This is a genomic window from Porphyrobacter sp. CACIAM 03H1, assembly GCF_002215495.1.
In the GTDB taxonomy this organism is placed as follows: domain Bacteria; phylum Pseudomonadota; class Alphaproteobacteria; order Sphingomonadales; family Sphingomonadaceae; genus Erythrobacter.
Window position 1 is genome coordinate 3462955 of record NZ_CP021378.1, and the last position, 20837, is coordinate 3483791.

The following is a 20837-nucleotide window of genomic DNA, read 5'->3' on the forward strand; positions in this document are numbered from 1 at the left end:
CCGCCTAACCTTCGCAGCGAGGAGAGCACAGGATCTCAAAAGATACCTGCTCAGAGCTTTTGTCAGTCGTGCACCACGAAAATGTGAGCAGTGGCGACCGGCGGGGCGACCGAAGCTACACCGACATGCTTGAGGTTCAGCGCAGTATTTGTGAGCTCCCGGCAGCGCAGGAAGTCGACCGCAACCAATTGCATACAGCTATCATGCCAGCTCAAGACGCGTTAAGGACAGCTAAGGGCCGTTCTCTCTCGGCCCGACAAGGGCGCAGTGGCGAGTTTCGAAAATCCTTCGTCAACGGCGGCAGACCAGCCGTGCAAGCTTGCCTCTCTGGTCGCCGCCTGTCGCAAGGCGGTGCGGCGACGGCGGCTGGCGAGCCTTGCAATCGCGGTCGCGCTTGAGGCGCTGCTACTGCTCATGCTGCTGACGCTTGGTGTGCAGATGGGAAGAGTCGACGACGGCGAAGGCAAGGACACGCTGACCGCGATCGAATTCGCCGCGCCGCCCGCGCCCACGCCGGAAGCCGCAAATGCGAGTGAGGCGGATACCCCGCAGGAGGAACAGGCGCCCCCCCCCGAGCCGCTCCCACAGCCGCTGCGTCCCTCCCCGCTGGCGCTGGATCGGCCACCGGCATCACCCCAGCCGCCCGCGCCGCCTCAGCCTGCGCCTTCGCCCTCGGCCCCGGCCGAACAGCCAACCCGTCCCAAGATTGGCGCGCGGATCAGGCCCGGTGCGGCTGCGGGCCCCGCCGACACCGGCAACCCGCGCACCGCGGGCGACAGCGAGCGGGTCGGCACCGCGCCCAACGGCGAGCCGCTCTACGCCGCGCGCTGGTATCGCGAGCCGACCGATTCGGAGCTGGCGGGCTATCTCTCCACTGCCAACGGGCCCGGCGCTGCGCTGATCGCCTGCAAGACGGTCACGGGCTACTATGTCGAGGACTGCGTGCTGCTCGGCGAGAGCCCGCAGGGCTCGCAGATCGGCCGGGCGGTAATGGCGGCCGCGTGGCAGTTCCGAGTGCGTCCGGCACGGATCGGCGGGCGCGAGCAATTTGGCAGCTGGGTGCGGATCCGGATCGACTATTCGGTGCGGCGGGGACGCCCTAGCCCTTCAGGTGCTCCCGCACCACGGCAATGAAATCCGACCCCCATGTCTCAAGCTTCTTCGCCCCCACGCCGGGAATGGTACCGAGCTCCGCCAGCGTCTCGGGGCATTGCAGTGCCATGTCGCGCAGCACCGAATCATGGAAGATGACATAGGCCGGGAGGCCATGCTCGGATGCAAGCGCCTTGCGCTTGGCGCGTAGGGCCTCGAACAGTGGGTTGCCGACGGGGTTGGGCGCATCGCCCGCTGCGCCCGCGCGTGCCCGGCGGCTGCGGCGTTCGCGCCTGGGCGGGGGTTCGGTGATGGTGACGCCTGCCTCGCCTTTCAGCACGGGCCTTGCCTCCAGCCCCAATGCGAGGCCGCCGTGCTCGGTCGCGTTGAGGATACCCCGCGCCACCATCGCCCGGGCGAGCGGGCGAAGCAGCGGGGCCTCCTGAGGGCTGACGATGCCGAACACCGAGAGCCGGTTATGCCCGCGGGAGGCGATGCGCCCGTCGCTCTGTCCGGTCAGCACCTTCTCGACATGGCCGATGCCGAAGCTCTGGCCGGTGCGATAGACCGCCGAAAGGAGCTTCCGCGCCAGCTCGCCCGCGTCGATCACTCTGGGCGTTTCCAGGCAGTTGTCGCAATTGCCGCAATGCTCGCCCGGATGCTCGCCGAAGTACCTGAGCAGGATCGCGCGGCGGCAGGTCGGCGCCTCGACCAGCGCGGCGAGCGCGCCCAGGCGCGCCTGTTCGGCAGGCAGGCGCTCGGGCTCGACCTCGGCCAGCCATTGCCGCGCGCGGGCGAAATCGGAGACGCCCCAGAACAGGTGTGCCTCGGCCGGATCGCCGTCGCGCCCGGCGCGGCCGGTTTCCTGGTAATAGGCCTCAATCGACTTTGGGAGCCCGGCGTGAATCACGAAACGCACGTCGGGCTTGTCGATGCCCATGCCGAAGGCGATGGTGGCGACCATCACCATGTCCTCGGAGGCGACGAACTCGGCCTGCACCCTTGCGCGCCGGTCCGGCTCCAACCCGGCGTGATAGAAGGATGCCGCGCGACCGGCGCGAGTGATGGCGGCCGCGAGTTCCTCGGCCTGCTTGCGCGAGGGGGCATAGACGATCCCCGCCCCTTCGAGCCGCTGGAGCAGGTCGGCGATCTGGCGCGGGCCGTTGTCGCGGGGCGTGATGGCGTAGCGAATGTTAGGCCGGTCGAAGCCGGCGACGATCAGGCCCTCGTCCGGGATGCCGAGCTGCTTGAGAATGTCCGCCCGCGTCGTGCGGTCGGCGGTGGCGGTGAGCGCGAGGCGGGGCACGTCCGGGAAGCGGTCGAGCACCGGGCGCAGCATCCGGTAATCGGGGCGGAAGTCGTGGCCCCATTCGGACACGCAATGCGCCTCGTCGATGGCGAACAGGGCGATCGGCGCGCGTTTGAGCATCGCCTGGAACCCCGGCGTCGAGGCACGTTCGGGGGCAACATAGAGCAGGTTGAGCTCGCCCGAGCGGAAGGCTTCGGCGGTCGCCGCATTGTCCGAATCCGCCGAGGTCATCGAGGCGGCGCGGATGCCCGCCGCCCGGGCCGAGCGGATCTGGTCGTGCATCAGCGCGATCAGGGGCGAGATCACTACCGCCGTGCCCGCCCGCGCGAGGGCGGGAACCTGGTAGCACAGGCTCTTGCCCGCGCCCGTCGGCATCAGGGCAAGCGTGTGCGTGCCTGCCATCACCCGTGCAATCACAGCCTCCTGCTGCCCGCGGAAGGCGGGATAGCCGAAGGTACGGTGGAGGATGTCGTGACATTCGGGAGGGACGACCGCACTCATGGCCGCCGCCCTAGCCTATGCGGCGGCCCAAGGGCACCCACAGGGCCTGCGGTATCGACGGATTGTCGACAGTCCGCAGCTTAGCGGACGGATGCCTTCTTCGCCGCAAGATCTACCACATCGCCCTTGGCGAGGTCGGTCCCGCGGGTGGCGATGGTGCCGTCGGCGCGCTTGCCGAGGTCGGCGGGGCGGGTCAGCCACAGGTCCTGGTGCCCGAGTATCCGCCCGTCATGGGCGAGGATCGAAACCGGGCCGATCGGCAGACGGTCGCGCTCGTCGACCAGCACCGGATCCTCGACCACCTGGTCGCTGCCGTATTTCTGGCCCCACTGGCGCAGCGCCAGCATCGCCGGGAGCAGATCGAAGCCCTTTTCGGTCAGGCGGTATTCGATCTTGCGGCGATCGTCGGCGCAGGGCTCGCGCTTGAGGATACCGTGTTCGACCAGCTTGGCGAGGCGGTTGGAGAGAATGTTGCGGGCGATGCCGAGTTCGCTCAGGAATTCCTCGAAGTGCTTGAGACCGTTGAAGCTCGCGCGCAGGATCATGAAGGACCAGCGCTCGCCCATCACCTCTAGCGCCTGCGGCAGCCCGCATTCGATCAGTTCGCGCAGCGGTTCTCTCAGCTCACCCATAATCTCGTGTCCCTTCCCCTTCCGGGGCTGTGTGTAACCGATTTTGCAGGCCACACAAAAAAATTTCAGTTTTCAGTTGCAACTCACAACCTAATGCCATAGGTAGCGAATAGCAACTGGTTTCGAATCGAAATGTTGCGTTGCAAAATGCGGTGACAGAGACCATGGGGCCGGTGCCCCGACAAACGACAAGGCAAAGGATACCCCGATGACGAACACCTTCTCCCTCCCCCGCTCCGGCAAGCTCGCCATCCTGCTCTCGGCGCTGGTCTACACCGGCGCGAGCTTCGGCGTCGCCACCAGCGGCGCGCCTCTGAACGCCGCCGGCGCCCCTTATTACAGCGCCACCCTCGCCGCCCCGGCGAGCGAGACGCGCGCGGTCGCCGATGGCGTCGCCTGGGCGTGCAAGGACGCGACCTGCGTCGCCAACAAGACCACCGCCCGCCCGCTGCGTGTATGCCGCGGCCTGAACCGCAAGTTCGGCGAGATCGCCACCTTCAAGGTTGATGGCCAGGACATCACCGCCGAGGAACTGGCGAAGTGCAACGGCTGATTGCAGTCTGACGCGAAGTCCCTCTCCGTCCGGTCCTCCCCCTCTCCAACCGGACGGAGCTCCACAGCCCCCGGCGCCCGCTGACCCCACAGCGCGCGGCCGGGGGATTTTTTATGCCGCCCCTAGAGCAGACCTGCCGCGACCAGCTGCGCCTCGAGGCTCGCCGCATCGGTGAAGATATGCGCATCCCACCCCCGCGCCCGGGCGGCGGCGACATTGGCGGGGTTGTCGTCGGTGAAGAACAGCGCGGCGCCCGTCCGCCCGCTGCGGGCCTCCATGATCTCGTAGATCCGCGCATCGGGCTTGGCGACCTTCTCCACCCCCGAGACGATGATGTCCGCGAAGTGATCGAACACCGGCTGAGTCGGGCGGAACATCTGCCAGAACTCGTCGCCGAAATTCGTCAGGCAGTAGAGCGGCACGCCCGCCGCCGCCAACCGCGCGACCAGTTCGTGCGAGCCCTCCACCGGCCCCGGCACGGTCTCGTTGAAGCGGGTGGCATAGGCGCGGATCTGCGCCTCGTATTGCGGGTAGAGCGCAATCCGCTCGGGCACCATCTCGGCGAGCGGGCGGCCGGCGTCATGCTCGAAATGCCATTCCTCGGTGACCACGTTGGCAAGGAACCAGTCGAGCTCCTCCGGATGGTCGATCAGCTTTTCGAACAGCGCGCCGAGCTGCCAGTGGAACAGCACCCGGCCAATGTCGAACACAACCGCTTTTCTCACCAGGCCCGCCCCCAAACGCTCGCGGCCCGCACTCCGGTGAGGAGGCGGGCCGCCGTATCCATCAGCCGCCCATGCCGGGCGCCTGCGCCAAATCAGCCCTGGCGGGCCTTGAAGCGGCGATCGGTCTTGTTGATGACGTAGGTCCGGCCGCGACGACGGATCACGCGGTTGTCGCGGTGACGGCCCTTCAGCGACTTGAGGCTGTTGACGATCTTCATGGCGCTTGTTCCAAAAGTGAAGCGCGCCGGAAATGCTCCGACGCGCGGAAATCGAAGCGTGTCGTTAGCCGCGCCGCGAGCACGCGTCAATGCGAGTCTGGCGCGATCAGCCCCGCAAATCGGACAATTTGCGCTCCCAGGCGAGCGCATGGGCGATGATCGTGTCGAGATCGACGTGTCGGGGCTCCCAGCCGAGGGTCGCCTTGAGCCGCGAGGGATCGGAAATCAGCGAATCGGGATCGCCCGCGCGCCGCCCCTCAATCCGGCGGTCGAGCTTGCGATTCGTCACCCGGTCGACCGCGTCGAGCACCTCGTTGACCGAGAAGCCCCGGCCATAGCCGCAGTTCATGGTCAGCGAGCGCGATGGCTCGGCGATCAGCGCCTCCAGCGTCAGCACGTGGGCGGCGGCGAGATCGCTGACGTGGATATAGTCGCGCACCCCGGTGCCGTCGGGCGTCGCGTAGTCGGTGCCCAACACGCTAACCGATTCGCGCTTGCCCAGCGCCGCCTCGATCGCGACCTTGATGAGATGCGTCGCGCCCGCGGTCGATTGGCCGCTCCTCGCCTGCGGGTCCGCGCCTGCGACGTTGAAATAGCGCAGCACGCCGAAGTTGAGCGGATGGGCTGCAGCAACATCGGCGAGCATCTGCTCGGTCATCAGCTTGGACCAGCCGTAGGGATTGATCGGCCGCTGCGGCGTGTCCTCGGACACGGCGGCGACATCGGGAATGCCGTAAGTCGCCGCGGTCGAGGAAAAAATGAAGTGGGGCACTCCGGCCTCGACGGCCGCCGCGATCAGCGCGCGGCTCTTGGCGGTGTTGTTGTGGTAATACTTGAGCGGATCGGCGACGCTTTCGGGCACCACGATCGAGCCGGCGAAGTGCATGATCGCGCCCGTGCCCTGTTCCGCGAAGATCCGCGCCAGCAGGTCGGCGTCGGCGATATCGCCCTCATAGAGCGGCACGCCCTCGGGGATGGCGAAGCGGAAGCCGGTCGAAAGGTTGTCGATCACTGCCACTGGCCAGCCCCCGTCGACCAGCGCCAGCACCGCGTGGCTGCCGATATAGCCCGCCCCGCCGGTGACGAGCACGGATGGTTTGCTGTCAGACATCATGGCGCCGCCCCTATCACGCAATCCGCTTAATATTTCTCAACCTCGCGCACACACATAGCAGCCTGTGCACGTGGCAAGGCGCGTCCTATAGTCGCAGCGCCACGAAAGGAACCTGCGCCATGTTGCCATACCGCCATTTCGCCCCGATTGCCGTCGCCGCCGCCGCGCTGGCGCTGCCGGGCTGCGCCACCACACCCTATACCGGGCCGGTCGAGGTGACCCGCTTCGTCGCCCCCTCGCCCGCCGGGCTCGGTCAGGGGACGATCGCGCCGACCTTTCCCGAGGAAGTGAGCAACGAGGCCGCCCGCCGCGCCTTTGCCGCCGCCATCGGCGTCGAGCTCGCGCGGCTCGGCTACACCGTCGTCGCCGAAGGTGCGCCGGCGGCGCAGGTCGCGGCGATCCGCACCAGCCGCCAGCCCATCGCCGCCGCCCCGGTCGACCGGCGCGGTCCGGTCAATGTCGGGGTCGGCGGCACCGCCGGCAGCTTCGGTTCGGGGCTCGGCATGGGTGTCGGGATCAACCTCGGCGGCGGGCGCGAGGGGCCGGCGGCCACCACCACGCTTGAGGTGCGGATCGGCACTGCCGCCGGCACCACCCTGTGGGAAGGCCGCGCGCAGATGGAAACCGGCGTGAAGTCGCCCTATTCGCAGGTCGAAACCAGTGCCCGCACGCTCGCCGCCGGGTTGTTCCGGGGCTTTCCGGGTGGCAATGGCGAGACAGTGACGATCGACGCCAAGAAGCTTCAAGGAACCAAATGACCTCACTTTTCATCGACGCCGGGTTCGACAGCGGCAATATCGACGTGCTGGGCGTCGAGGGCGCCACCGCCCGCCTCGCGATCCGCCGCGACAATGCCTCGGACTTCTTCCAGTGGTTCCACTTCCGCGTCAGCGCACCGGCGGGCGAGGAAGTGGTGCTCAAGCTTACCGGCCTCAACGCCAGCGCCTATCCGGGCGGCTGGCCCGACTACGACGCCTGCGTCTCGGAAAACCGCGCCTACTGGGCACGCGCTGCATCGACCTATGACCAGAACGAGGAAGGCGGCACGCTGACCGTGCGGTACCTGCCTGCGGGCGGGGTGTTCTGGGTCGCCTATTTCGCGCCCTATTCAATGGAGCGTCACCACGACCTGATCGCCGAGGCGGCCTCGTCCGGTGGGGTCGATTACGTCCGGCTCGGCACCACGCTCGACGGCCAGCCGGTCGATTGCCTCGAAATGGGCGAGGGCGACACGCAGGTGTGGCTCTATGCCCGCCAGCATCCGGGCGAGACGCAGGCGGAGTGGTGGATGGAGGGCGCGCTCGAGTGCCTGACCGACCCTGCCGACCCGGTGGCGCGTGCGCTGCGCAAGAAGTGCCGGTTGCACCTCGTGCCCAATTGCAACCCCGATGGTTCGCGGCGAGGGCATCTACGAACCAATACGGTTGGCACCAATCTTAACCGCGAATGGGCCGATCCCACGCCCGAACGCTCGCCGGAAGTGCTCGCGATCCGCAACCGCATGGACCAGACCGGCGTCGACTTCGCGATGGACATCCATGCCGACGAGGCGATCCCGGCGGTGTTCCTCGCCGGGTTCGAGGGCATCCCCTCGTGGAAGGATGAACAGGGCGAGGGCTTCTATCGCTACCAGCGCATCCTCGACCGCCGCACGCCCGATTTCCAGACGAAGCTCGGCTACCCCAAGGCCGCGCCGGGCAAGGCCAACCTCTCCATGAGCACGAACCAGCTCGCCGAACGCTTCGGCGCGGTCGCGATGACGCTGGAGATGCCCTACAAGGACCTGGCCGACTTTCCCGAGCCCGAACAGGGCTGGTCCCCGGAACGCTGCAAGCTGCTGGGGCGCGAATGCCTCGCTGCGCTGGTGGAGTGGCTCGAGGGGCGCGACGCCTAGGCCCCTTTGTCTAGGCCAGATGCCCCGGCCCGAAGGCGTGCGGCAGCAGCGCGGAGAGCGTCACCCGCCGCACGTCGTCCTTGCTGACGCACAGCACCAGCGGATCGGTCGCCCCGAGCGCGGCCACCTCGTTCAGCACTTGCCGGCAGCGCCCGCAGGGGGTGATCGGCTCGGCATCGGCCTTTAGGCCCACCACGGCCACTGCCGCCAGCCCGCCGCGCCGACCTTCGCCGAGCGCCTTGGCGACCGCGACCGTCTCGGCGCAAAGCGAGAGGCCGTAGCTTGCGTTCTCGATGTTGCAGCCGGTGATCACCGCCCCGTCCGCGAAAAGTAGCGCTGCACCCACGGGATAGTCCGAATAGGGCGCATAGGCCTGTTCGGCTGCAGCGAAGGCGGCGGCGATCAGGGCTTTTTCGGCGTCGTTATCCAGCATCGAAAACTCCGTTCGTGCTGAGCTCGTCGAAGCACCGCACCTTCTTTGGAGGCCTCAGAAAAGAGGAAAAACGGCCCTTCGACAAGCTCAGGGCGAACGGAGAGCAAGCCTGGCCCGCTACTTCTCCACCACCACCCATTCAACCGGCGCATCACTCGCCTCGGTCACGCGCGCGCTGTTGGCGCTCCATAGCAGCCACGGCCGCCTCGCATAGTCCGGCCGCGCGCGGTCGCGTGCCAGCCACAGGTCGCGCGCCAGTGTGGTCGCGGTGCGGTGGCGCTCCTGGAAGGCGGGGGAGAGCTTGAGGATCACAGGCCTGCCGGTGTGCATCTCGATCTGGTTGATGAGAGTGATGAGTTCGCTCTCTACCGCCGCATCGCTGACCTTGGAGGCGCAGCCGTCGGCCAGCCGCTCGAGCCCGATCGCGGGCGGCAGCAGCTCGGCATCGCGCGGCACGCTCTGGGCGAAGACATTGCTCTGGGCATCGGCGGGAAAGCAGGGGTCGAAGCCGAGCAGCACACCAACCTTCAGGCCGGCTGCGCGGGCGCTGCGAAAGGCATCGGTGAAGCCGCCGGCGCCCGCTGTGCTGGGCAACGGGATATAGACGAAGCGCGCGCCGAGCGCCTTGAGCGTCTCGAACCGCACCGGTGCCCCGCCTGGGGTGACGAGCGCGCCCTGTTCGGGATAGAGGGCTTCGTCCGGGCGCCAGCTGCGCATGTCCCACCACAGCCAGGCGGCAAAGGCGAGCGCAAACAGCACCGCCAGCGCGACGAGCCGCCACAGCCAGCGGCGCGGCGCGCCCCTGGCGCGCGACCTGCCCCTTTTGCCCATGCCCCTTGTCCGCCCCTTCAACCCTTGATGTGCAGCACGCAGATCAGCGTGAACAGCCGCCTTGCGGTGGCGAAATCGGTCTCGACCTTGCCTTCAAGCCGCTCGAGCAGCAGTTCGGCGGCGTTGTTGTGGATGCCGCGGCGCGCCATGTCGATCGTCTCGATCTCGGCCGGGGTCGCCTTACGGATCGCCTGGTAATAGCTGTCACAGATCGCGAAGTATTCGCGGATCGGGCGGCGGAAACGGGCCATGCCGATCATCAGAGTTTCCATCAGCTGGTCGCTGGTGTCCTTGATGTCCATCGCGAGCCGCCCGTCAGTGACCGACAGGTGCAGGTGATAGGGCCCGCTCGCCCCGCGCTCGGCGCTGCGGACCGGCTTGAAGGTGTTTTCCTCAATCAGGTCGTAGATCGCCACGCGGCGTTCCTGCTCGACATCGGCGTTGCGCCACAGGATCGTCGCCTCGTCGAGCGTCACCTGGGCAATGCGCTGCGCCCCCGCACCGCCGGGCGCGAGGGAGGGAGGCAGGGAATCGGGCGGCGTGTCGGCCATGACGACGTGCCTTCGCAGATCGAAGGGGGCGACTTCAAGCACTTCAGCACGCTCTCCCCACTATCCACAGCGTGCGAAATAAATATCGCCGACCTTGAGCCTTGCCCCGCGCGGCTGCGGCGCGCATCAGGCGCCACATGGCCACACCCGAAAAAGTCACCCCCATCAAGCCGACCGCCGAGGGCGGCGACCTGCCGGTGAAGAAGCTCCCCGCCAATCTCGACGCCGAGGCCGCGTTTCTCGGGGCGGTGCTGATCGACAACCGCGTGCTCGAGGAGCTGCAGGTGCCGATCCGGCCCGAGCATTTCTTCGAGCCGCTCCACGCGCGCATCTATGACCGCGTGCTGACCCTGATCGAGCGCAACGCCACCGCCTCTCCCGTGACCCTGCGCCCCTTCTTCGAGGCGGACGAGGCGCTGAAGGAGCTGGGCGGCACGAGCTATCTCGCCCAGCTCACCGCCAGCGGCGCAGGGCTGCTGGTGCCGCGCGAACTCGCCCAGCAGATCTACGATCTCGCCCTGCTGCGCGAGCTGGTGAGCGTCGGCCGGGGTCTGGTCGAAGGCGCGCTCGACACTTCCGAGGACACCTCGCCGATGGACCGCATCGCGCAGGCCGAGGCAGACCTGTTCAAGGTCGCCGAGGGAGCGAGCACGGGCCGCGAGGCGGCGACCTTCCGCGAAGCCGCGATGACCGCGATCAAGATGGCGGAAGCCGCGATGAATTCGGGCGGCGGCCTGTCGGGCAAGACCACGGGCCTTGCGACGATCGACCAGAAGACCAGCGGCCTCCACAATTCCGACCTCGTGATCCTCGCCGGGCGCCCGGGGATGGGCAAGACCTCGCTTGCCACCAACATCGCCTTCAACTGCGCCGAGGCCCACCTCACCTGGCAGCGCGAGGGCGGCGAGTTCAACTACGGCGCGCCGGTCGCCTTCTTCAGCCTCGAAATGAGCAGCGACCAGCTGGCGACCCGCATCCTTGCCGAGCAGGCCGAGATCTCCTCCGAGGCGCTGCGCAGCGGTAAACTCACCCGCGAGGATTTCCAGAAGCTCTCCTATGCCAGCCAGCGGCTTGCGGAACTGCCGCTCTATATCGACGATACGCCCGCGCTCACCATCGCCGCCCTGCGCACCCGCGCGCGGCGGATGAAGCGGCGGCACGACATCGGCCTCATCATCGTCGACTATCTCCAGCTGCTCCAAGGCTCGGGCCGGGCGAACGACAACCGCGTGAACGAGATTTCCGAGATCAGCCGGGGCCTCAAGACGCTGGCGAAGGAATTGCAGGTCCCGGTGATCGCCCTGTCGCAGCTCAGCCGCGCGGTCGAAAGCCGCGAGGACAAGCGCCCGCAGCTCTCCGACCTGCGCGAATCCGGCTCGATCGAGCAGGACGCGGACATGGTGTGGTTCATCTTCCGCGGCGATTACTACCACCTGCTGGTCAAGCCCGACACGCCCGACGCCTCCTCGCCGCCGGACGTGCAGGAAAAGTATCGCCAGTGGGAGGAGAAGTTCGAAGGGCTGGTGGGCCGCGCGACGCTGATCGTGGCGAAACAGCGCCACGGCTCGACCGGCAACGTGCCGCTCCACTTCCAGAGCGACATTACCAAGTTCACCTCGCCCAACTTCAAGGACTATTCGGACTACGGCTACGAATAGCGGCACAGGGGACTTCGTGATCGGCACAGGTTGGAGGCACGCCGCCTCGCTGCTCCCGCAGCGTGTGCTCGGCCCGCTGGGATGGCTCCGAGGCTCGCTGGGTGCGGGGCTGGCGATTGCCGTGGCGGGGCTGGCGACGGCGGCCTTGCTCGGCAGCGAGGGGTCGAGGCTTCCCTGGCTTGTCGCCCCGCTCGGCGCGTCGGCGGTGCTGGTCTTCGCGGTTCCGGCAAGCCCGCTCGCGCAGCCGCGCTCGGTTGTCATCGGGAACTTGCTTTCGGCAACCATCGGGCTGACACTGGGAATGCTGCTCGGCGACCCGCTGATCGCCGCGAGCCTTGCGGTCGGCCTCGCCATCGCAGCGATGAGCCTTGCGCGCTGCCTCCATCCGCCCGGCGGTGCCTGCGCCCTGCTATGCGCGCTCGGCGCCGCCGGGCCGGAGGGCTGGAACCTTGTCCATCTCGGCCCGATCGCCGCCAACGTGCTCACGCTGGCGGCGGCAGGGTGGGTCTACAACAACGCGACCGGACACCGCTGGCCGCACGTCATCGTCCCCGCAGCCCCGCCCCCGCCGGCCGAGGAACGCCCGGTCCACACCCGCGAGGACATCGCCGCGACGCTGGCGGACTGGGATGAGGTGCTCGATATCGACATCGACGATCTCGACGCCTTCTTCCGCGCCGTGAACGAACGGGTGGCGGAGCGGGGCAAAGTGCGGTGAGAGAGCGCGGCGGCCTCAGCGCGTCCCCGCCCGGCTGATGCGGTAATCTGCAAGGTTCAGCCAATAGGCCAGCCGCCAGCGCATCCGGTTGAGAAAGGTCGAGTGCCGCACGTACCAAGCGGGGGTGATCGCCTCGCTCGACTGCTCCATGTGGTCGATCAGCTTGCGCATCTCGGCCGCCAGCCCGGCATCCTCGATCCGCACCATGAGCTCGACATTGATGCGGAAGGACCGCTTGTCGAGATTGGCGCTGCCGACATAGCTCGCATCGTCCACCACCAGCAGCTTCATGTGGAGCTTGCAGATCCCGAATTCGAACACCCTCACGCCCGCGCGCAGCAGCTTGCCGTAGTGCAGTCGCGCCATGTCGATCGCGGCGGCAATGTCGGACTTGCCGGCCATGATCATCCGCGCGCTGCCGCGCCGCGCGATCCGGGTGAAAAGGCGGCGGAAGCTGCGCGGCGGGGAGAAATAGGCCGAGACCGTGTCGAGCCTGTGCGCCTTCACGAGGTCCTGCCTCAGGCACCACGCCCAGTGCCCGCGCCGCACCAGCGGACCGCCGACCAGCAGCCGCACCGGCCCGTCGCCGCCGTCCCAATGCCTGACGATGTCGCGCAACCGCCTTAGCTGGCGCGTGCGCCCGAGCTTCTCGTTGTCGACCCAGCTTCTGAGCAGGGCGAACCAGCGGGTGAACTGTTCGACCACCGGCCCCTCGATCAGCACCGACAGGTCGCACCAGCCGTTCTCGGCGGGGATGGCGAAGTAGTGGTCGGAGACATTGGCCCCGCCGGTCATCACGCGCACACCGTCGGCGATGGTGAACTTCTGGTGGTTGCGGACCAGGTAGCGCGTGCCCCACTTGGGCGAGAACACCGCGAAGCGCCCGCCCGCCTCTGTCAGCGGGGCGAAGAAATCCGCGCCCGCATCATTGCCGAAGGCGTCGACCACGAGATCGACCTCCACCCCGCGCCGCGCCGCCGCGACCAGCGCGTCGCGCACCTTCGTGCCCGACACGTCGCTGTCGAACAGGTAGTAGAAGATCCGGAGGCTTTCCTGCGCACCGTCGATCTGCTCGACAAGGGCGTGCAGCCGGTCCTGCCCGTGGGGGTAGAAGGTAAAGTCGTGCCCCGCCGCGGCGACGCGGAAGGGGTCCATGTCGCAATAGTCCGGCGCGCCCCCGGGCGAGTGCGATGCGGACGATTCGGCGGGTGCGGTGGCCATCGGGGCGGACTAGCGCGAAACCGGGGCGGGGCGACAGGCCCGCGCGACGAACTGGGCGATGCCTGCGGGGGCGCTAGGCCGCGAGGCCAAACGCCAGCCCCCCGGCGGCACAGACGGCGAGCAATCGCGGCACCGGCCACTTCGCCCCGAATGCAAGCGCCGCGGCGAGCAGCGCCAGCAGTGCCGCGCGCCAATCGAGGCTGGCAGGGTCGGGCCAGCTCACCCTGATCGGCCCGATCTCCGCCTCCCCGACGCGGGCGAACAGCACGTGGAGCGCGAACCACGCGGTGAGGTTGGCGATCACGCCGACGACCGCCGCCGTTACCGCCGCCAGCCCGCCCTTCAGCCAGACCGCCTGCCCCAGCCGGTCGATCCACGGGGCGAAGGCGAAGATCCACAGGAAGCACGGCGCGAAGGTCACCCAGGTCGTCAGCCCGGCCCCGATCAGCCCCGCCACCAGCGGCGTGAAGGGTTCGGGCGCGCGGAAGGCGGCGAGGTAGCCGACGAACTGCGTGACGAGGATCAGCGGCCCGGGCGTCGTCTCGGCGAGGCCCAGCCCGTCGGCCATCTCGCCCGGCCGCAGCCAGCCGAAGCCCTGCACCGCCTCCTGCGCCACGAAGGCGAGGACGGCATAGGCGCCGCCGAAGGTGACGATGGCGAGCTGCGAGAAGAAGGCACCGATTTGCCACAGCACGTGCCCCTGCCCGAGCGTGAGCGCGATCATCGCCATCGGCGCGGCCCAGATTGCGCCCCACACCAGCACCGCGAGCAGGGTGCTGCGCCAAGGGCGGGCGGGGAGCGTGGTCGGCGCGGGGCCGCCGGGCTTCAGCGCCAGCCAGTTCGGCCGCCCCGCCCCTGCCGTCATGCCGATCGCCAGCGCCCCCAGCACGATCCCCGGGAAGGGCAGGTCGAACAGGAACAGCCCCGCAAAGGCCCCCGCCGCCAGCGCGCGCTTCACCCCGGTGTCGAGCGCCCGCCCCGCGATCCTGAGCAGCGCCTGCACCACGATCGCCAGCACCGCCGCCTTCACCCCGAGGAACAGCGCCGCCACCCAGCCGAGGTTCGCGGCCAGCGCGTAAAGCACCGAGAGGGCAAGGATCACCAGCCCCCCCGGGATCACGAACAGCAGCCCCGCTGCCAGCCCTCCGCGCCAGCCATGCAGCCGCCAGCCGATCCATGTCGCCAGCTGCTGCGCCTCGGGGCCGGGGAGCAGGTGGCAGAAATTGAGCGCGTGGAGGAAATCCTCCTCGCCGATCCAGCCGCGCTCCTCGACGAGTTCGCGGTGCATCAGCGCGATCTGCCCGGCAGGCCCGCCGAAGCTCAGGAACCCGATGCGGGTGAAGGCGGAGACAAGTTCGGGGAACGAAGGGGCGGGAGCGGTCGCATCCGCTCCCGATGCAGCAGTCGATAGGTCCGGTTCAGCCATGCCTACCTCGAAATTGGCCCGCCCTGCGGATAGCCGCAAGGCGAGGGGATGACGAGGCAACGCTTGAGCTTTTCTCGGCCTTGACGGGAGGTTGCTGGACCCCGTGAGCACAGTGTTAGCGGGCGGGCGGGTGCGGAGCAAGAGCGGGCAAGGCAGCGCCGCCGATGCTTGCCGCGCTGGGACAAACGGCATATGTTGCAGCCACTTACCTGACCCCGCCCCCCAAGGACGCCGCCGTGCAAAAGCCTCTGACCGCCGCGCTTTTCTGGCTCTGTCTCGCCGCTTCCACGCCGCTCCCGTCCCCGGCGCCCGCAGCGCCCGCCATTCCCGAAGCGGTCCTGCCCTATTTCGATGCCGGTCACCGATGGTCGTTGCAGCGGCGCCTCAGGGAACTCGCCGTGATCGAGCGGCCGTTGCTCCGCATGCGCGAGGAGCTGGCCGAATGCCGCGGGACCCCCTGCCTCACCCCCGCCGAAGCGGCGGCGGCAGCCTACGGGGCCGGCTTGGGCGAGACCGCGCGCGGGCGCTTCATCTTCGAGGTGCGCAGCGGCGCCGGCCCGCGCAACCGCTTCCTGCCGAAGGACGAGACGCTGTTCTACCTCGGCTCGGAGCGTCTTTTCGGCGACTACGGCGTGCTCGTCCTTGCCATCACGCCCGAGGCGCTCGATGGCCTGATGAACCCGCCCGGCACCGCCCCGCAGGGCAAACCCGCCGCCCCCTCGACCGGACGAATGACCCGGCGCTTCATCGGCAAGACCCTGATCGTCGACGGCGAGGTCGGGCTGCGCTTCATCGAGAACATCGACTGGGACACCGGACAGCGCAACGGCCACGGCCGCTACCAGATGTGGCTGCGCGTCACCGATCCGGCACAGGTCAGGGTGGTGGGGACGGAATAGGTCCCGCCCCCGCGCCCGATCAGGGCCGCCGGTAGATCGTCCGGCCTTCCTTGATCGTCTCGATCACCTCGATATCCCTGATCGCCATGGGGTCGACCGCGTTGGGATCGGCCGAGAGAATTACCATGTCGGCGAGCTTGCCGCGGGCGAGGCTGCCCTTCGTGACTTCCTCGCGGTACTGGTAGGCCGCGTTCACCGTGATCGCCTGGAGCGCCTGATAGGGCGTGATGCGCTGGTCTTCCCCCAGCGTGCCGCCCGAGCGGCGCGGACGGTTCACCGCGGTCCACACCGTCAGCGTCTGGCTCACCGGCACCACGAAGGCATCGGTGTGGTTGGTGGGCTTCAGCCCCGCCGCCATCGCGGCCTTCATCGGGCTGATGAAGCTCGCCTGCGCGATCCCGCGGTTGGCGACGTGGGTATCGCCGAAGAAGAAGGTGTGATCCGTGAACAGCGCCGGGATCAGGTTGAGCTTGGCGAATTCGGCGAGCTGGTCCGGGCGGATGAACTGGCAGTGGATGCAGACTGTGCGCCGGTCCTTCGCCGGATCATCGCCCGCCGCCCCGCGGTGCAGCTCGAGCATGAAGTCGATCGCCGCATCGCCATTGGCGTGGACCATCACCTGCAGATCATTGTCGTAACAATACTGCACCCACTTCTTCATCAGATCGGGCGGGATGCCGGGGCCGCCGGTATAGTCCGCCTCGCCCGCGGGGCCGCCCTGGCGATAGGGCGTCTTGAACCACGCGGTGCGCCCCTGGGGCGATCCGTCGGCGGTGATCTTGCACCCGCCGATCTTGAAGCGGTTGTTGTAGCTGCCGAAGGTCTCGGGCGGATTGTCCTTCACGATCGCCTCGAGATCGGTGACGAAGGGATAGGCGACGACATCGATGAAGAAGCCCTCCTTCGCCGCGATCCGCTTGAGCTGGGCGAGCGGGGCGATGTGGGTCGCGCCTTCCTGCGCCGTGGTGACGCCGGCGGCGGCATAGATCATCTGGCCCTTGCGCGCGGCCTCGACCTCGTCGACCTCGGTCGGGATCGGCAGCTTGGTGATCATCGGGATATAGGCGGTCTCCATCACGAGACCTTGAAGCGATTTCCCGTCCGCCTTGCGCAGGATCACCCCGCCTTCGGGCGTGGGCATCCCGTCGGTATAGCCGAACTTCTCCATCGCCCTGGAATTCATCACCGCCCCGTGCATCGAGACGTGGACGATCCCGACGGGATTATCGGGAAAGGCGGCATCGAGCATGTCGCGGTCGAGCACCTTGCCGCCGGGCATCAGGTTCTCGTCATAGCCGTAGCCGAGCAGCAGCTCGCCCGGCTTAAGGCCCTTGGCGGCGGCCCCCTTCTTGAGTTCGGCGATGATCGCCTCGGCATCCTTGGCGGGGCCGGCAGGCGGGGCCGAGACATTGATGCGGTCGCCCAGCACCAGCGAGTCGATGAAGTGGCTGTGCGGGTCGATGAAGCCGGGCATCAGCAACTTGCCGCCGAGATCCTTCACCTCGGTCCCGTCGGCCTTCATCTGCATCGCCTCGGTCTTGCCGCCGACGAAGACGATCTTGCCCTCGTCCACCACCACCGCCTCGGCATAGGCGGGCGCCTCGCCCTCCATCGTCAGGATCGGGCCGCCGTGGATGATGAGATCGGCCCCGTCCTCGCCCCCACCGAGCGCCGAACAGCCCGCCAGACCCGCAGCCAGACCTGCCGAAACAAGAAAACGTGTGCGCATGATCATCCCCCTGTTGATCTGCACCGGGGTTACCAGCAGGCTCAGGGTGAGTTTGCCCAATTCATGACAAATTTCTAGTCGAGGTCGTGAGATCAGGCCCGAGGCGGGGGACATGGCAGAAACGGCTTTTTCGGATCAGGTGCTGCACGAAGCGGGCTGGCTGTCGCGCCTGCCGGCCGACTTTCGCAGCGCATGGATGGCGCGCGCAAAACACTTCAAGGTGCCGCGCGGCGAGATGCTCTATCGCGACGGCGACGAAGGCCGGTGTCTCTACGGCCTGATCAGCGGCACCATGGCGATCACCATCGGGCCGCCGCACCTCGCCCCGCGGCTCATCAACATCATGCACCCCGGCACCTGGTTCGGGGTCGGCCCCCTGCTGCGGAGCGGCGGACGCACGATGGAGTTCCGCGCCGCCGAGTCCTCGCGCCTCGTCAGGGTTTCGGGCGCTGCGATAGACCAGATGGCGGCACGATTTCCCGATACGCCGAAACATATCGGCGCGCTGGCGATGTTCGGTCACGACGTTGCCAGCCAAGTCGCTACCGAATTGCTGATCCCCTTTTCCGCGCGCCGGGTGGCGGCTGTCATCCTGCGCATCGCCACTCCCCCAGCCGAGGAAGCGCGGGTCGGCCCGCAGGGCGTGCGGGTGACGCAGGCGCAACTCGCCGAAATGGCCAATGTCTCGCGCAATCTCGCCAACAATGCGCTGCGCGATTTCCGCGCGGCGGGCTGGCTGGAGAGCGGCTACAACCGCATCCGCGTGACCGACCGCGATGCCCTAGCCGCCTTCGCCTATGGCGAGGACTGAGCGGAATCGGCCGCCCCCGCCTGCCGCCCTTTTCCTTGACTTCGCGCCCCCCGCACCCTAGCTGGCGCGCTCCCCGACTTTTTGCGATTCTTGCACAAGGCCCGCTCATGGCACGCGTTACCGTTGAAGATTGCGTCGACAAGGTTCCCAACCGCTTCGACCTCGTGCTGCTCGCCGCGCAGCGTGCGCGCGAGATTTCGGGCGGGAGCGAGCTGACCATCGATCGCGATCGCGACAAGAACCCGGTCGTGGCGCTGCGCGAGATCGCCGAGCAGACCATCACGCCTGCCGCCCTGCACGAATCGCTGGTGACGGGCCTCCAGAAGATCCTCCCCGACGACGAGGACGAGGCCGACGAGATCGGCTCGCTCAGCCAGTCGGCCGAAGCGCTGCGCATCACCGCCTCGGCGCCCGCGCGCACCTCGTCGCTCGGCGGCGATTACGACGGCTGATCATTGCCGCGATGCGGCGCCTCTGCATCGGCAGGGCGTTGCATGGTCGTTGGCAGGTCGTGGGCCTGTCGCGCCCATCTTTTGACCGTTTCGTGACCATCCTGCGCGGGTCTTGCCACGGCGCGCCCGCGCGCTATCCCTTGTTGCTGTAATCAAACGGTCACATCCGGGTTGGCGGGGGCGCATGGCTTCGATCGCGGTCTACAGCGTGAAGGGCGGGGTCGGGAAGACGACACTTGCGGTCAATCTCGCGTGGGTCGCGGCGAGCGTCTCGCGCCGCAAGACCCTGCTGTGGGATCTCGACGCGTCCAACGGATCCGGCTTCCTGCTCGGGGTCGATCCGAGGAAAAAACGCAGTGCCGACAGCATCTTCGCCGATGGGAGCGCCCCTGCCCGGCTGATCCGGCACACCGACTACACCGGCCTCCACCTGCTCCCGGCGGACGAGAGCATCCGCGCGCTCGACCGCCAGCTCGACCGAATGGGCAAGAAGAAGCGGCTAGCGAAGCTGACCGAGGGGCTGGCGAAGACCTATGACCGGATCATCTTCGATTGCCCGCCGGTGCTGAACGAACTCTCCGCCCAGATCATCCGCGCGGCCGACCTCGTGATCGTCCCCCTGCCACCCTCCCCGCTCTCGGCCCGCGCCTTCGAGGTGGTGGTCGAGGAGGTGCGGGGCCAAGGCAAGGGGCACCCGCCGATCCTCCCCGTGCTCTCGATGCTCGATCTGCGCCGCTCGCTCCACAAGGCCGCACGGGAGGCGAACCCCAAGTGGCCCGCGATCCCGCTGGCGAGCGCGGTCGAGCAATGCGCGGTCGAGCGCCGCCCGGTCGGCGCCTTCGCCCCGCGTTCGCCCGCGGCGCGCGCCATCGCCCAGCTGTGGACCGCGATCGAGCGCAAGCTCGCCAGCAAGTAGCTTTTCCGCCGGCGGAATTTGCGCTTATATCCGCCGCATCGGGGCCGAAGGGGTGCGCGCGATGAACGGACTTGGCGAGGGTATCGGCACGGTGATCGAGGGCGGGCTGATGTCGCGCGCCGTGGAACCGGGCGCCGGCGAGGCGGCGGCGCACCCGGCAGGGCCCGTCACCTGCGCGAACTGCAAGACGGTGTTCTCCGGCCATTTCTGCCCCCAATGCGGGCAGAAGGCGCATCTCCACCGCAGCCTCGCCGCGATCGGGCACGACATCATGCACGGCGTCCTGCACCTCGACGGCAAGCTGTGGGAGACCCTGCCGCTGCTCGCCTTCAAGCCGGGCGAGCTGACCCGCCGCTACATAGCGGGCGAGCGGGCGAAGTTCGTCAGCCCGATGGCGATGTTCCTTTTCACCGTCTTCGCGATGTTCGCGGTGTTCCAGATGGTGGGCATCTCCGCACCGACCGATCTGCCGGTCGAGGCCTTGACCTCGGACGAGGGCAACCCCTTCCGCGAAGAGCTGCGCGAACAGATCGCCGCGCTCGAGAAGGAGCGCACCTCGCTCCCCGCCGGCAACCCGCGCCGCGCCGAGATCGACGACGAACTGAAGGGTCTTAACCTCGTGCTCGACAAGGGCATGGCCCAGACGCCGACGGGCGGCCGGATGACCATCAACACCGGCAGCACGTGGCTCGACAAGGTGCTGATCGAGAAGTGGAAGAAGAACCCGGGGCTGATGCTCTACAAGCTCCAGACCAACGGCTACAAGTTCAGCTGGCTGCTGATCCCGCTGTCGATCCCCTTCCTGTGGCTGATGTTCGCCTGGCGGCGGCAGTTCAAGGCCTATGATCACGCGATCTTCGTGACCTATTCGCTGAGCTTCATGTCGCTGCTGTTCATCGTCATGTCGATCCTCAGCACGATCCCCGACGGAGGGAGCTGGGCCGCGATGCTGTTCATGTTCGCCGCGCCGCTGCACCTCTACAAGCAGCTGCGATATGCCTATGGCCTGTCCCGCTTTTCGGCGCTGTGGCGCTTCTTCGTCCTGCTGTTCTGCACACAGATCGTGCTGGCGCTATTCCTGCTGATTCTCGGCGTGCTGGGCGCCTTCTGAGCCGCAAAGGCAAAGGGGCGCCCGGATCGCTCCGGACGCCCCT

At 67.9% G+C, this 20837-nt stretch carries 22 protein-coding genes; 11 read left to right on the forward strand and 11 right to left on the reverse strand.

Features of this window, described 5'->3' with window-relative positions; all coding sequences use genetic code 11:
• Positions 1 to 267: 267 nt before the first annotated feature.
• The gene (locus CBR61_RS16410) at positions 268 to 1134 is read left to right on the forward strand and encodes a hypothetical protein (protein ID WP_233996777.1); all 867 of its coding nucleotides are present in this window, start codon (positions 268 to 270) and stop codon (positions 1132 to 1134) included.
• On the opposite strand, the gene recQ is transcribed toward CBR61_RS16410, so the two are convergent.
• Both recQ and CBR61_RS16420 read right to left on the reverse strand, forming a co-directional pair.
• Positions 1100 to 2902, reverse strand: coding sequence for a DNA helicase RecQ (gene recQ, locus CBR61_RS16415; protein WP_088915333.1), 1803 nt, complete (start codon positions 2900 to 2902; stop codon positions 1100 to 1102). The genes CBR61_RS16410 and recQ overlap by 35 nt on opposite strands.
• Positions 2903 to 2982: 80 nt before the next feature.
• Positions 2983 to 3534, reverse strand: a complete 552-nt coding sequence (locus CBR61_RS16420) for a winged helix-turn-helix transcriptional regulator (protein ID WP_088915334.1) — start codon at positions 3532 to 3534, stop codon at positions 2983 to 2985.
• A gap of 208 nt (positions 3535 to 3742) precedes the next feature.
• On the opposite strand from CBR61_RS16420, the gene CBR61_RS16425 reads away from it, so the two are divergent.
• Positions 3743 to 4087: a CC_3452 family protein gene (locus tag CBR61_RS16425; RefSeq protein WP_088915335.1), complete on the forward strand. Its 345-nt coding sequence runs from the start codon at positions 3743 to 3745 to the stop codon at positions 4085 to 4087.
• A 122-nt stretch (positions 4088 to 4209) separates the two neighbouring features.
• Here CBR61_RS16425 and CBR61_RS16430 read toward each other — a convergent pair whose 3' ends face one another.
• The 3 genes from CBR61_RS16430 to galE form a co-directional block, all read right to left on the reverse strand.
• Complete coding sequence (locus CBR61_RS16430; RefSeq protein ID WP_088915336.1) at positions 4210 to 4812, reverse strand: HAD-IA family hydrolase; 603 nt, start codon at positions 4810 to 4812, stop codon at positions 4210 to 4212.
• Positions 4813 to 4904: 92 nt separating this feature from the next.
• Positions 4905 to 5030 carry a type B 50S ribosomal protein L36 gene (gene ykgO, locus CBR61_RS16435; protein WP_017666014.1) on the reverse strand — a complete coding sequence of 42 codons (126 nt, stop codon included), beginning with the start codon at positions 5028 to 5030 and terminating at the stop codon, positions 4905 to 4907.
• A 106-nt stretch (positions 5031 to 5136) separates the two neighbouring features.
• A complete protein-coding gene (gene galE, locus CBR61_RS16440; protein WP_420705672.1) occupies positions 5137 to 6144 on the reverse strand; it encodes a UDP-glucose 4-epimerase GalE in 1008 nt (335 codons plus the stop codon).
• A 119-nt stretch (positions 6145 to 6263) separates the two neighbouring features.
• On the opposite strand from galE, the gene CBR61_RS16445 reads away from it, so the two are divergent.
• Both CBR61_RS16445 and CBR61_RS16450 read left to right on the forward strand, forming a co-directional pair.
• Positions 6264 to 6902, forward strand: coding sequence for a hypothetical protein (locus tag CBR61_RS16445; RefSeq protein ID WP_088915337.1), 639 nt, complete (start codon positions 6264 to 6266; stop codon positions 6900 to 6902).
• Complete coding sequence (locus CBR61_RS16450) at positions 6899 to 8038, forward strand: M14 family metallopeptidase (RefSeq protein WP_088915338.1); 1140 nt, start codon at positions 6899 to 6901, stop codon at positions 8036 to 8038. The genes CBR61_RS16445 and CBR61_RS16450 overlap by 4 nt, the downstream gene beginning before the upstream one ends.
• Positions 8039 to 8048: 10 nt before the next feature.
• On the opposite strand, the gene CBR61_RS16455 is transcribed toward CBR61_RS16450, so the two are convergent.
• From CBR61_RS16455 to CBR61_RS16465, 3 genes are all read right to left on the reverse strand, one after another.
• Positions 8049 to 8471: a cytidine deaminase gene (locus CBR61_RS16455; protein WP_088915339.1), complete on the reverse strand. Its 423-nt coding sequence runs from the start codon at positions 8469 to 8471 to the stop codon at positions 8049 to 8051.
• Positions 8472 to 8588: 117 nt separating this feature from the next.
• Positions 8589 to 9302 (reverse strand): glycoside hydrolase family 25 protein, encoded by a 714-nt coding sequence (locus tag CBR61_RS16460; RefSeq protein WP_088915340.1) that lies wholly within the window; start codon positions 9300 to 9302, stop codon positions 8589 to 8591.
• Positions 9303 to 9319: 17 nt separating this feature from the next.
• A complete protein-coding gene (locus CBR61_RS16465; RefSeq protein WP_233996778.1) occupies positions 9320 to 9853 on the reverse strand; it encodes a UPF0262 family protein in 534 nt (177 codons plus the stop codon).
• A gap of 137 nt (positions 9854 to 9990) precedes the next feature.
• On the opposite strand from CBR61_RS16465, the gene CBR61_RS16470 reads away from it, so the two are divergent.
• A complete protein-coding gene (locus tag CBR61_RS16470; protein WP_172835990.1) occupies positions 9991 to 11511 on the forward strand; it encodes a replicative DNA helicase in 1521 nt (506 codons plus the stop codon).
• Between the two features lie 16 nt (positions 11512 to 11527).
• Positions 11528 to 12229 (forward strand): HPP family protein, encoded by a 702-nt coding sequence (locus tag CBR61_RS16475; protein WP_088915341.1) that lies wholly within the window; start codon positions 11528 to 11530, stop codon positions 12227 to 12229.
• A gap of 15 nt (positions 12230 to 12244) precedes the next feature.
• On the opposite strand, the gene CBR61_RS16480 is transcribed toward CBR61_RS16475, so the two are convergent.
• Both CBR61_RS16480 and chrA read right to left on the reverse strand, forming a co-directional pair.
• Entirely contained in the window at positions 12245 to 13450 is a 1206-nt protein-coding gene (locus CBR61_RS16480; protein WP_088915342.1) for a phospholipase D-like domain-containing protein, read from the reverse strand.
• Positions 13451 to 13523: 73 nt separating this feature from the next.
• A complete protein-coding gene (gene chrA / locus CBR61_RS16485; RefSeq protein ID WP_088915343.1) occupies positions 13524 to 14876 on the reverse strand; it encodes a chromate efflux transporter in 1353 nt (450 codons plus the stop codon).
• Between the two features lie 236 nt (positions 14877 to 15112).
• Here chrA and CBR61_RS16490 point away from each other — a divergent pair, with 236 nt between their 5' ends.
• Entirely contained in the window at positions 15113 to 15775 is a 663-nt protein-coding gene (locus CBR61_RS16490) for a hypothetical protein (RefSeq protein WP_157696650.1), read from the forward strand.
• A 19-nt stretch (positions 15776 to 15794) separates the two neighbouring features.
• Here CBR61_RS16490 and CBR61_RS16495 read toward each other — a convergent pair whose 3' ends face one another.
• Positions 15795 to 17504, reverse strand: coding sequence for an amidohydrolase (locus CBR61_RS16495; protein WP_199797445.1), 1710 nt, complete (start codon positions 17502 to 17504; stop codon positions 15795 to 15797).
• A gap of 112 nt (positions 17505 to 17616) precedes the next feature.
• Here CBR61_RS16495 and CBR61_RS16500 point away from each other — a divergent pair, with 112 nt between their 5' ends.
• From CBR61_RS16500 to CBR61_RS16515, 4 genes are all read left to right on the forward strand, one after another.
• Entirely contained in the window at positions 17617 to 18315 is a 699-nt protein-coding gene (locus CBR61_RS16500) for a Crp/Fnr family transcriptional regulator (protein WP_088915345.1), read from the forward strand.
• A 107-nt stretch (positions 18316 to 18422) separates the two neighbouring features.
• Positions 18423 to 18767, forward strand: a complete 345-nt coding sequence (gene rpoZ / locus CBR61_RS16505; RefSeq protein ID WP_073976062.1) for a DNA-directed RNA polymerase subunit omega — start codon at positions 18423 to 18425, stop codon at positions 18765 to 18767.
• Positions 18768 to 18951: 184 nt separating this feature from the next.
• Positions 18952 to 19683 carry a ParA family protein gene (locus CBR61_RS16510; RefSeq protein ID WP_088915346.1) on the forward strand — a complete coding sequence of 244 codons (732 nt, stop codon included), beginning with the start codon at positions 18952 to 18954 and terminating at the stop codon, positions 19681 to 19683.
• Between the two features lie 61 nt (positions 19684 to 19744).
• Positions 19745 to 20794 (forward strand): DUF3667 domain-containing protein, encoded by a 1050-nt coding sequence (locus CBR61_RS16515; protein ID WP_088915697.1) that lies wholly within the window; start codon positions 19745 to 19747, stop codon positions 20792 to 20794.
• Positions 20795 to 20837 lie beyond the last annotated feature (43 nt).

What these genes read in the sequence shown, in the direction of transcription:
- CBR61_RS16480 (WP_088915342.1), bottom strand. Translation starts at nt 13,450, where the DNA reads ATGGCCACCGCACCCGCCGAATCGTCCGCATCGCACTCGCCCGGGGGC.
- CBR61_RS16445 (WP_088915337.1), top strand. Translation starts at nt 6,264, where the DNA reads ATGTTGCCATACCGCCATTTCGCCCCGATTGCCGTCGCCGCCGCCGCG.
- CBR61_RS16470 (WP_172835990.1), top strand. Translation starts at nt 9,991, where the DNA reads ATGGCCACACCCGAAAAAGTCACCCCCATCAAGCCGACCGCCGAGGGC.
- CBR61_RS16465 (WP_233996778.1), bottom strand. Translation starts at nt 9,853, where the DNA reads ATGGCCGACACGCCGCCCGATTCCCTGCCTCCCTCCCTCGCGCCCGGC.
- CBR61_RS16425 (WP_088915335.1), top strand. Translation starts at nt 3,743, where the DNA reads ATGACGAACACCTTCTCCCTCCCCCGCTCCGGCAAGCTCGCCATCCTG.
- chrA (WP_088915343.1), bottom strand. Translation starts at nt 14,876, where the DNA reads ATGGCTGAACCGGACCTATCGACTGCTGCATCGGGAGCGGATGCGACC.
- CBR61_RS16450 (WP_088915338.1), top strand. Translation starts at nt 6,899, where the DNA reads ATGACCTCACTTTTCATCGACGCCGGGTTCGACAGCGGCAATATCGAC.
- CBR61_RS16455 (WP_088915339.1), bottom strand. Translation starts at nt 8,471, where the DNA reads ATGCTGGATAACGACGCCGAAAAAGCCCTGATCGCCGCCGCCTTCGCT.
- galE (WP_420705672.1), bottom strand. Translation starts at nt 6,144, where the DNA reads ATGATGTCTGACAGCAAACCATCCGTGCTCGTCACCGGCGGGGCGGGC.
- CBR61_RS16510 (WP_088915346.1), top strand. Translation starts at nt 18,952, where the DNA reads ATGGCTTCGATCGCGGTCTACAGCGTGAAGGGCGGGGTCGGGAAGACG.
- ykgO (WP_017666014.1), bottom strand. Translation starts at nt 5,030, where the DNA reads ATGAAGATCGTCAACAGCCTCAAGTCGCTGAAGGGCCGTCACCGCGAC.
- CBR61_RS16495 (WP_199797445.1), bottom strand. Translation starts at nt 17,504, where the DNA reads ATGCGCACACGTTTTCTTGTTTCGGCAGGTCTGGCTGCGGGTCTGGCG.
- CBR61_RS16460 (WP_088915340.1), bottom strand. Translation starts at nt 9,302, where the DNA reads ATGGGCAAAAGGGGCAGGTCGCGCGCCAGGGGCGCGCCGCGCCGCTGG.
- CBR61_RS16500 (WP_088915345.1), top strand. Translation starts at nt 17,617, where the DNA reads ATGGCAGAAACGGCTTTTTCGGATCAGGTGCTGCACGAAGCGGGCTGG.
- rpoZ (WP_073976062.1), top strand. Translation starts at nt 18,423, where the DNA reads ATGGCACGCGTTACCGTTGAAGATTGCGTCGACAAGGTTCCCAACCGC.
- recQ (WP_088915333.1), bottom strand. Translation starts at nt 2,902, where the DNA reads ATGAGTGCGGTCGTCCCTCCCGAATGTCACGACATCCTCCACCGTACC.
- CBR61_RS16515 (WP_088915697.1), top strand. Translation starts at nt 19,745, where the DNA reads ATGAACGGACTTGGCGAGGGTATCGGCACGGTGATCGAGGGCGGGCTG.
- CBR61_RS16420 (WP_088915334.1), bottom strand. Translation starts at nt 3,534, where the DNA reads ATGGGTGAGCTGAGAGAACCGCTGCGCGAACTGATCGAATGCGGGCTG.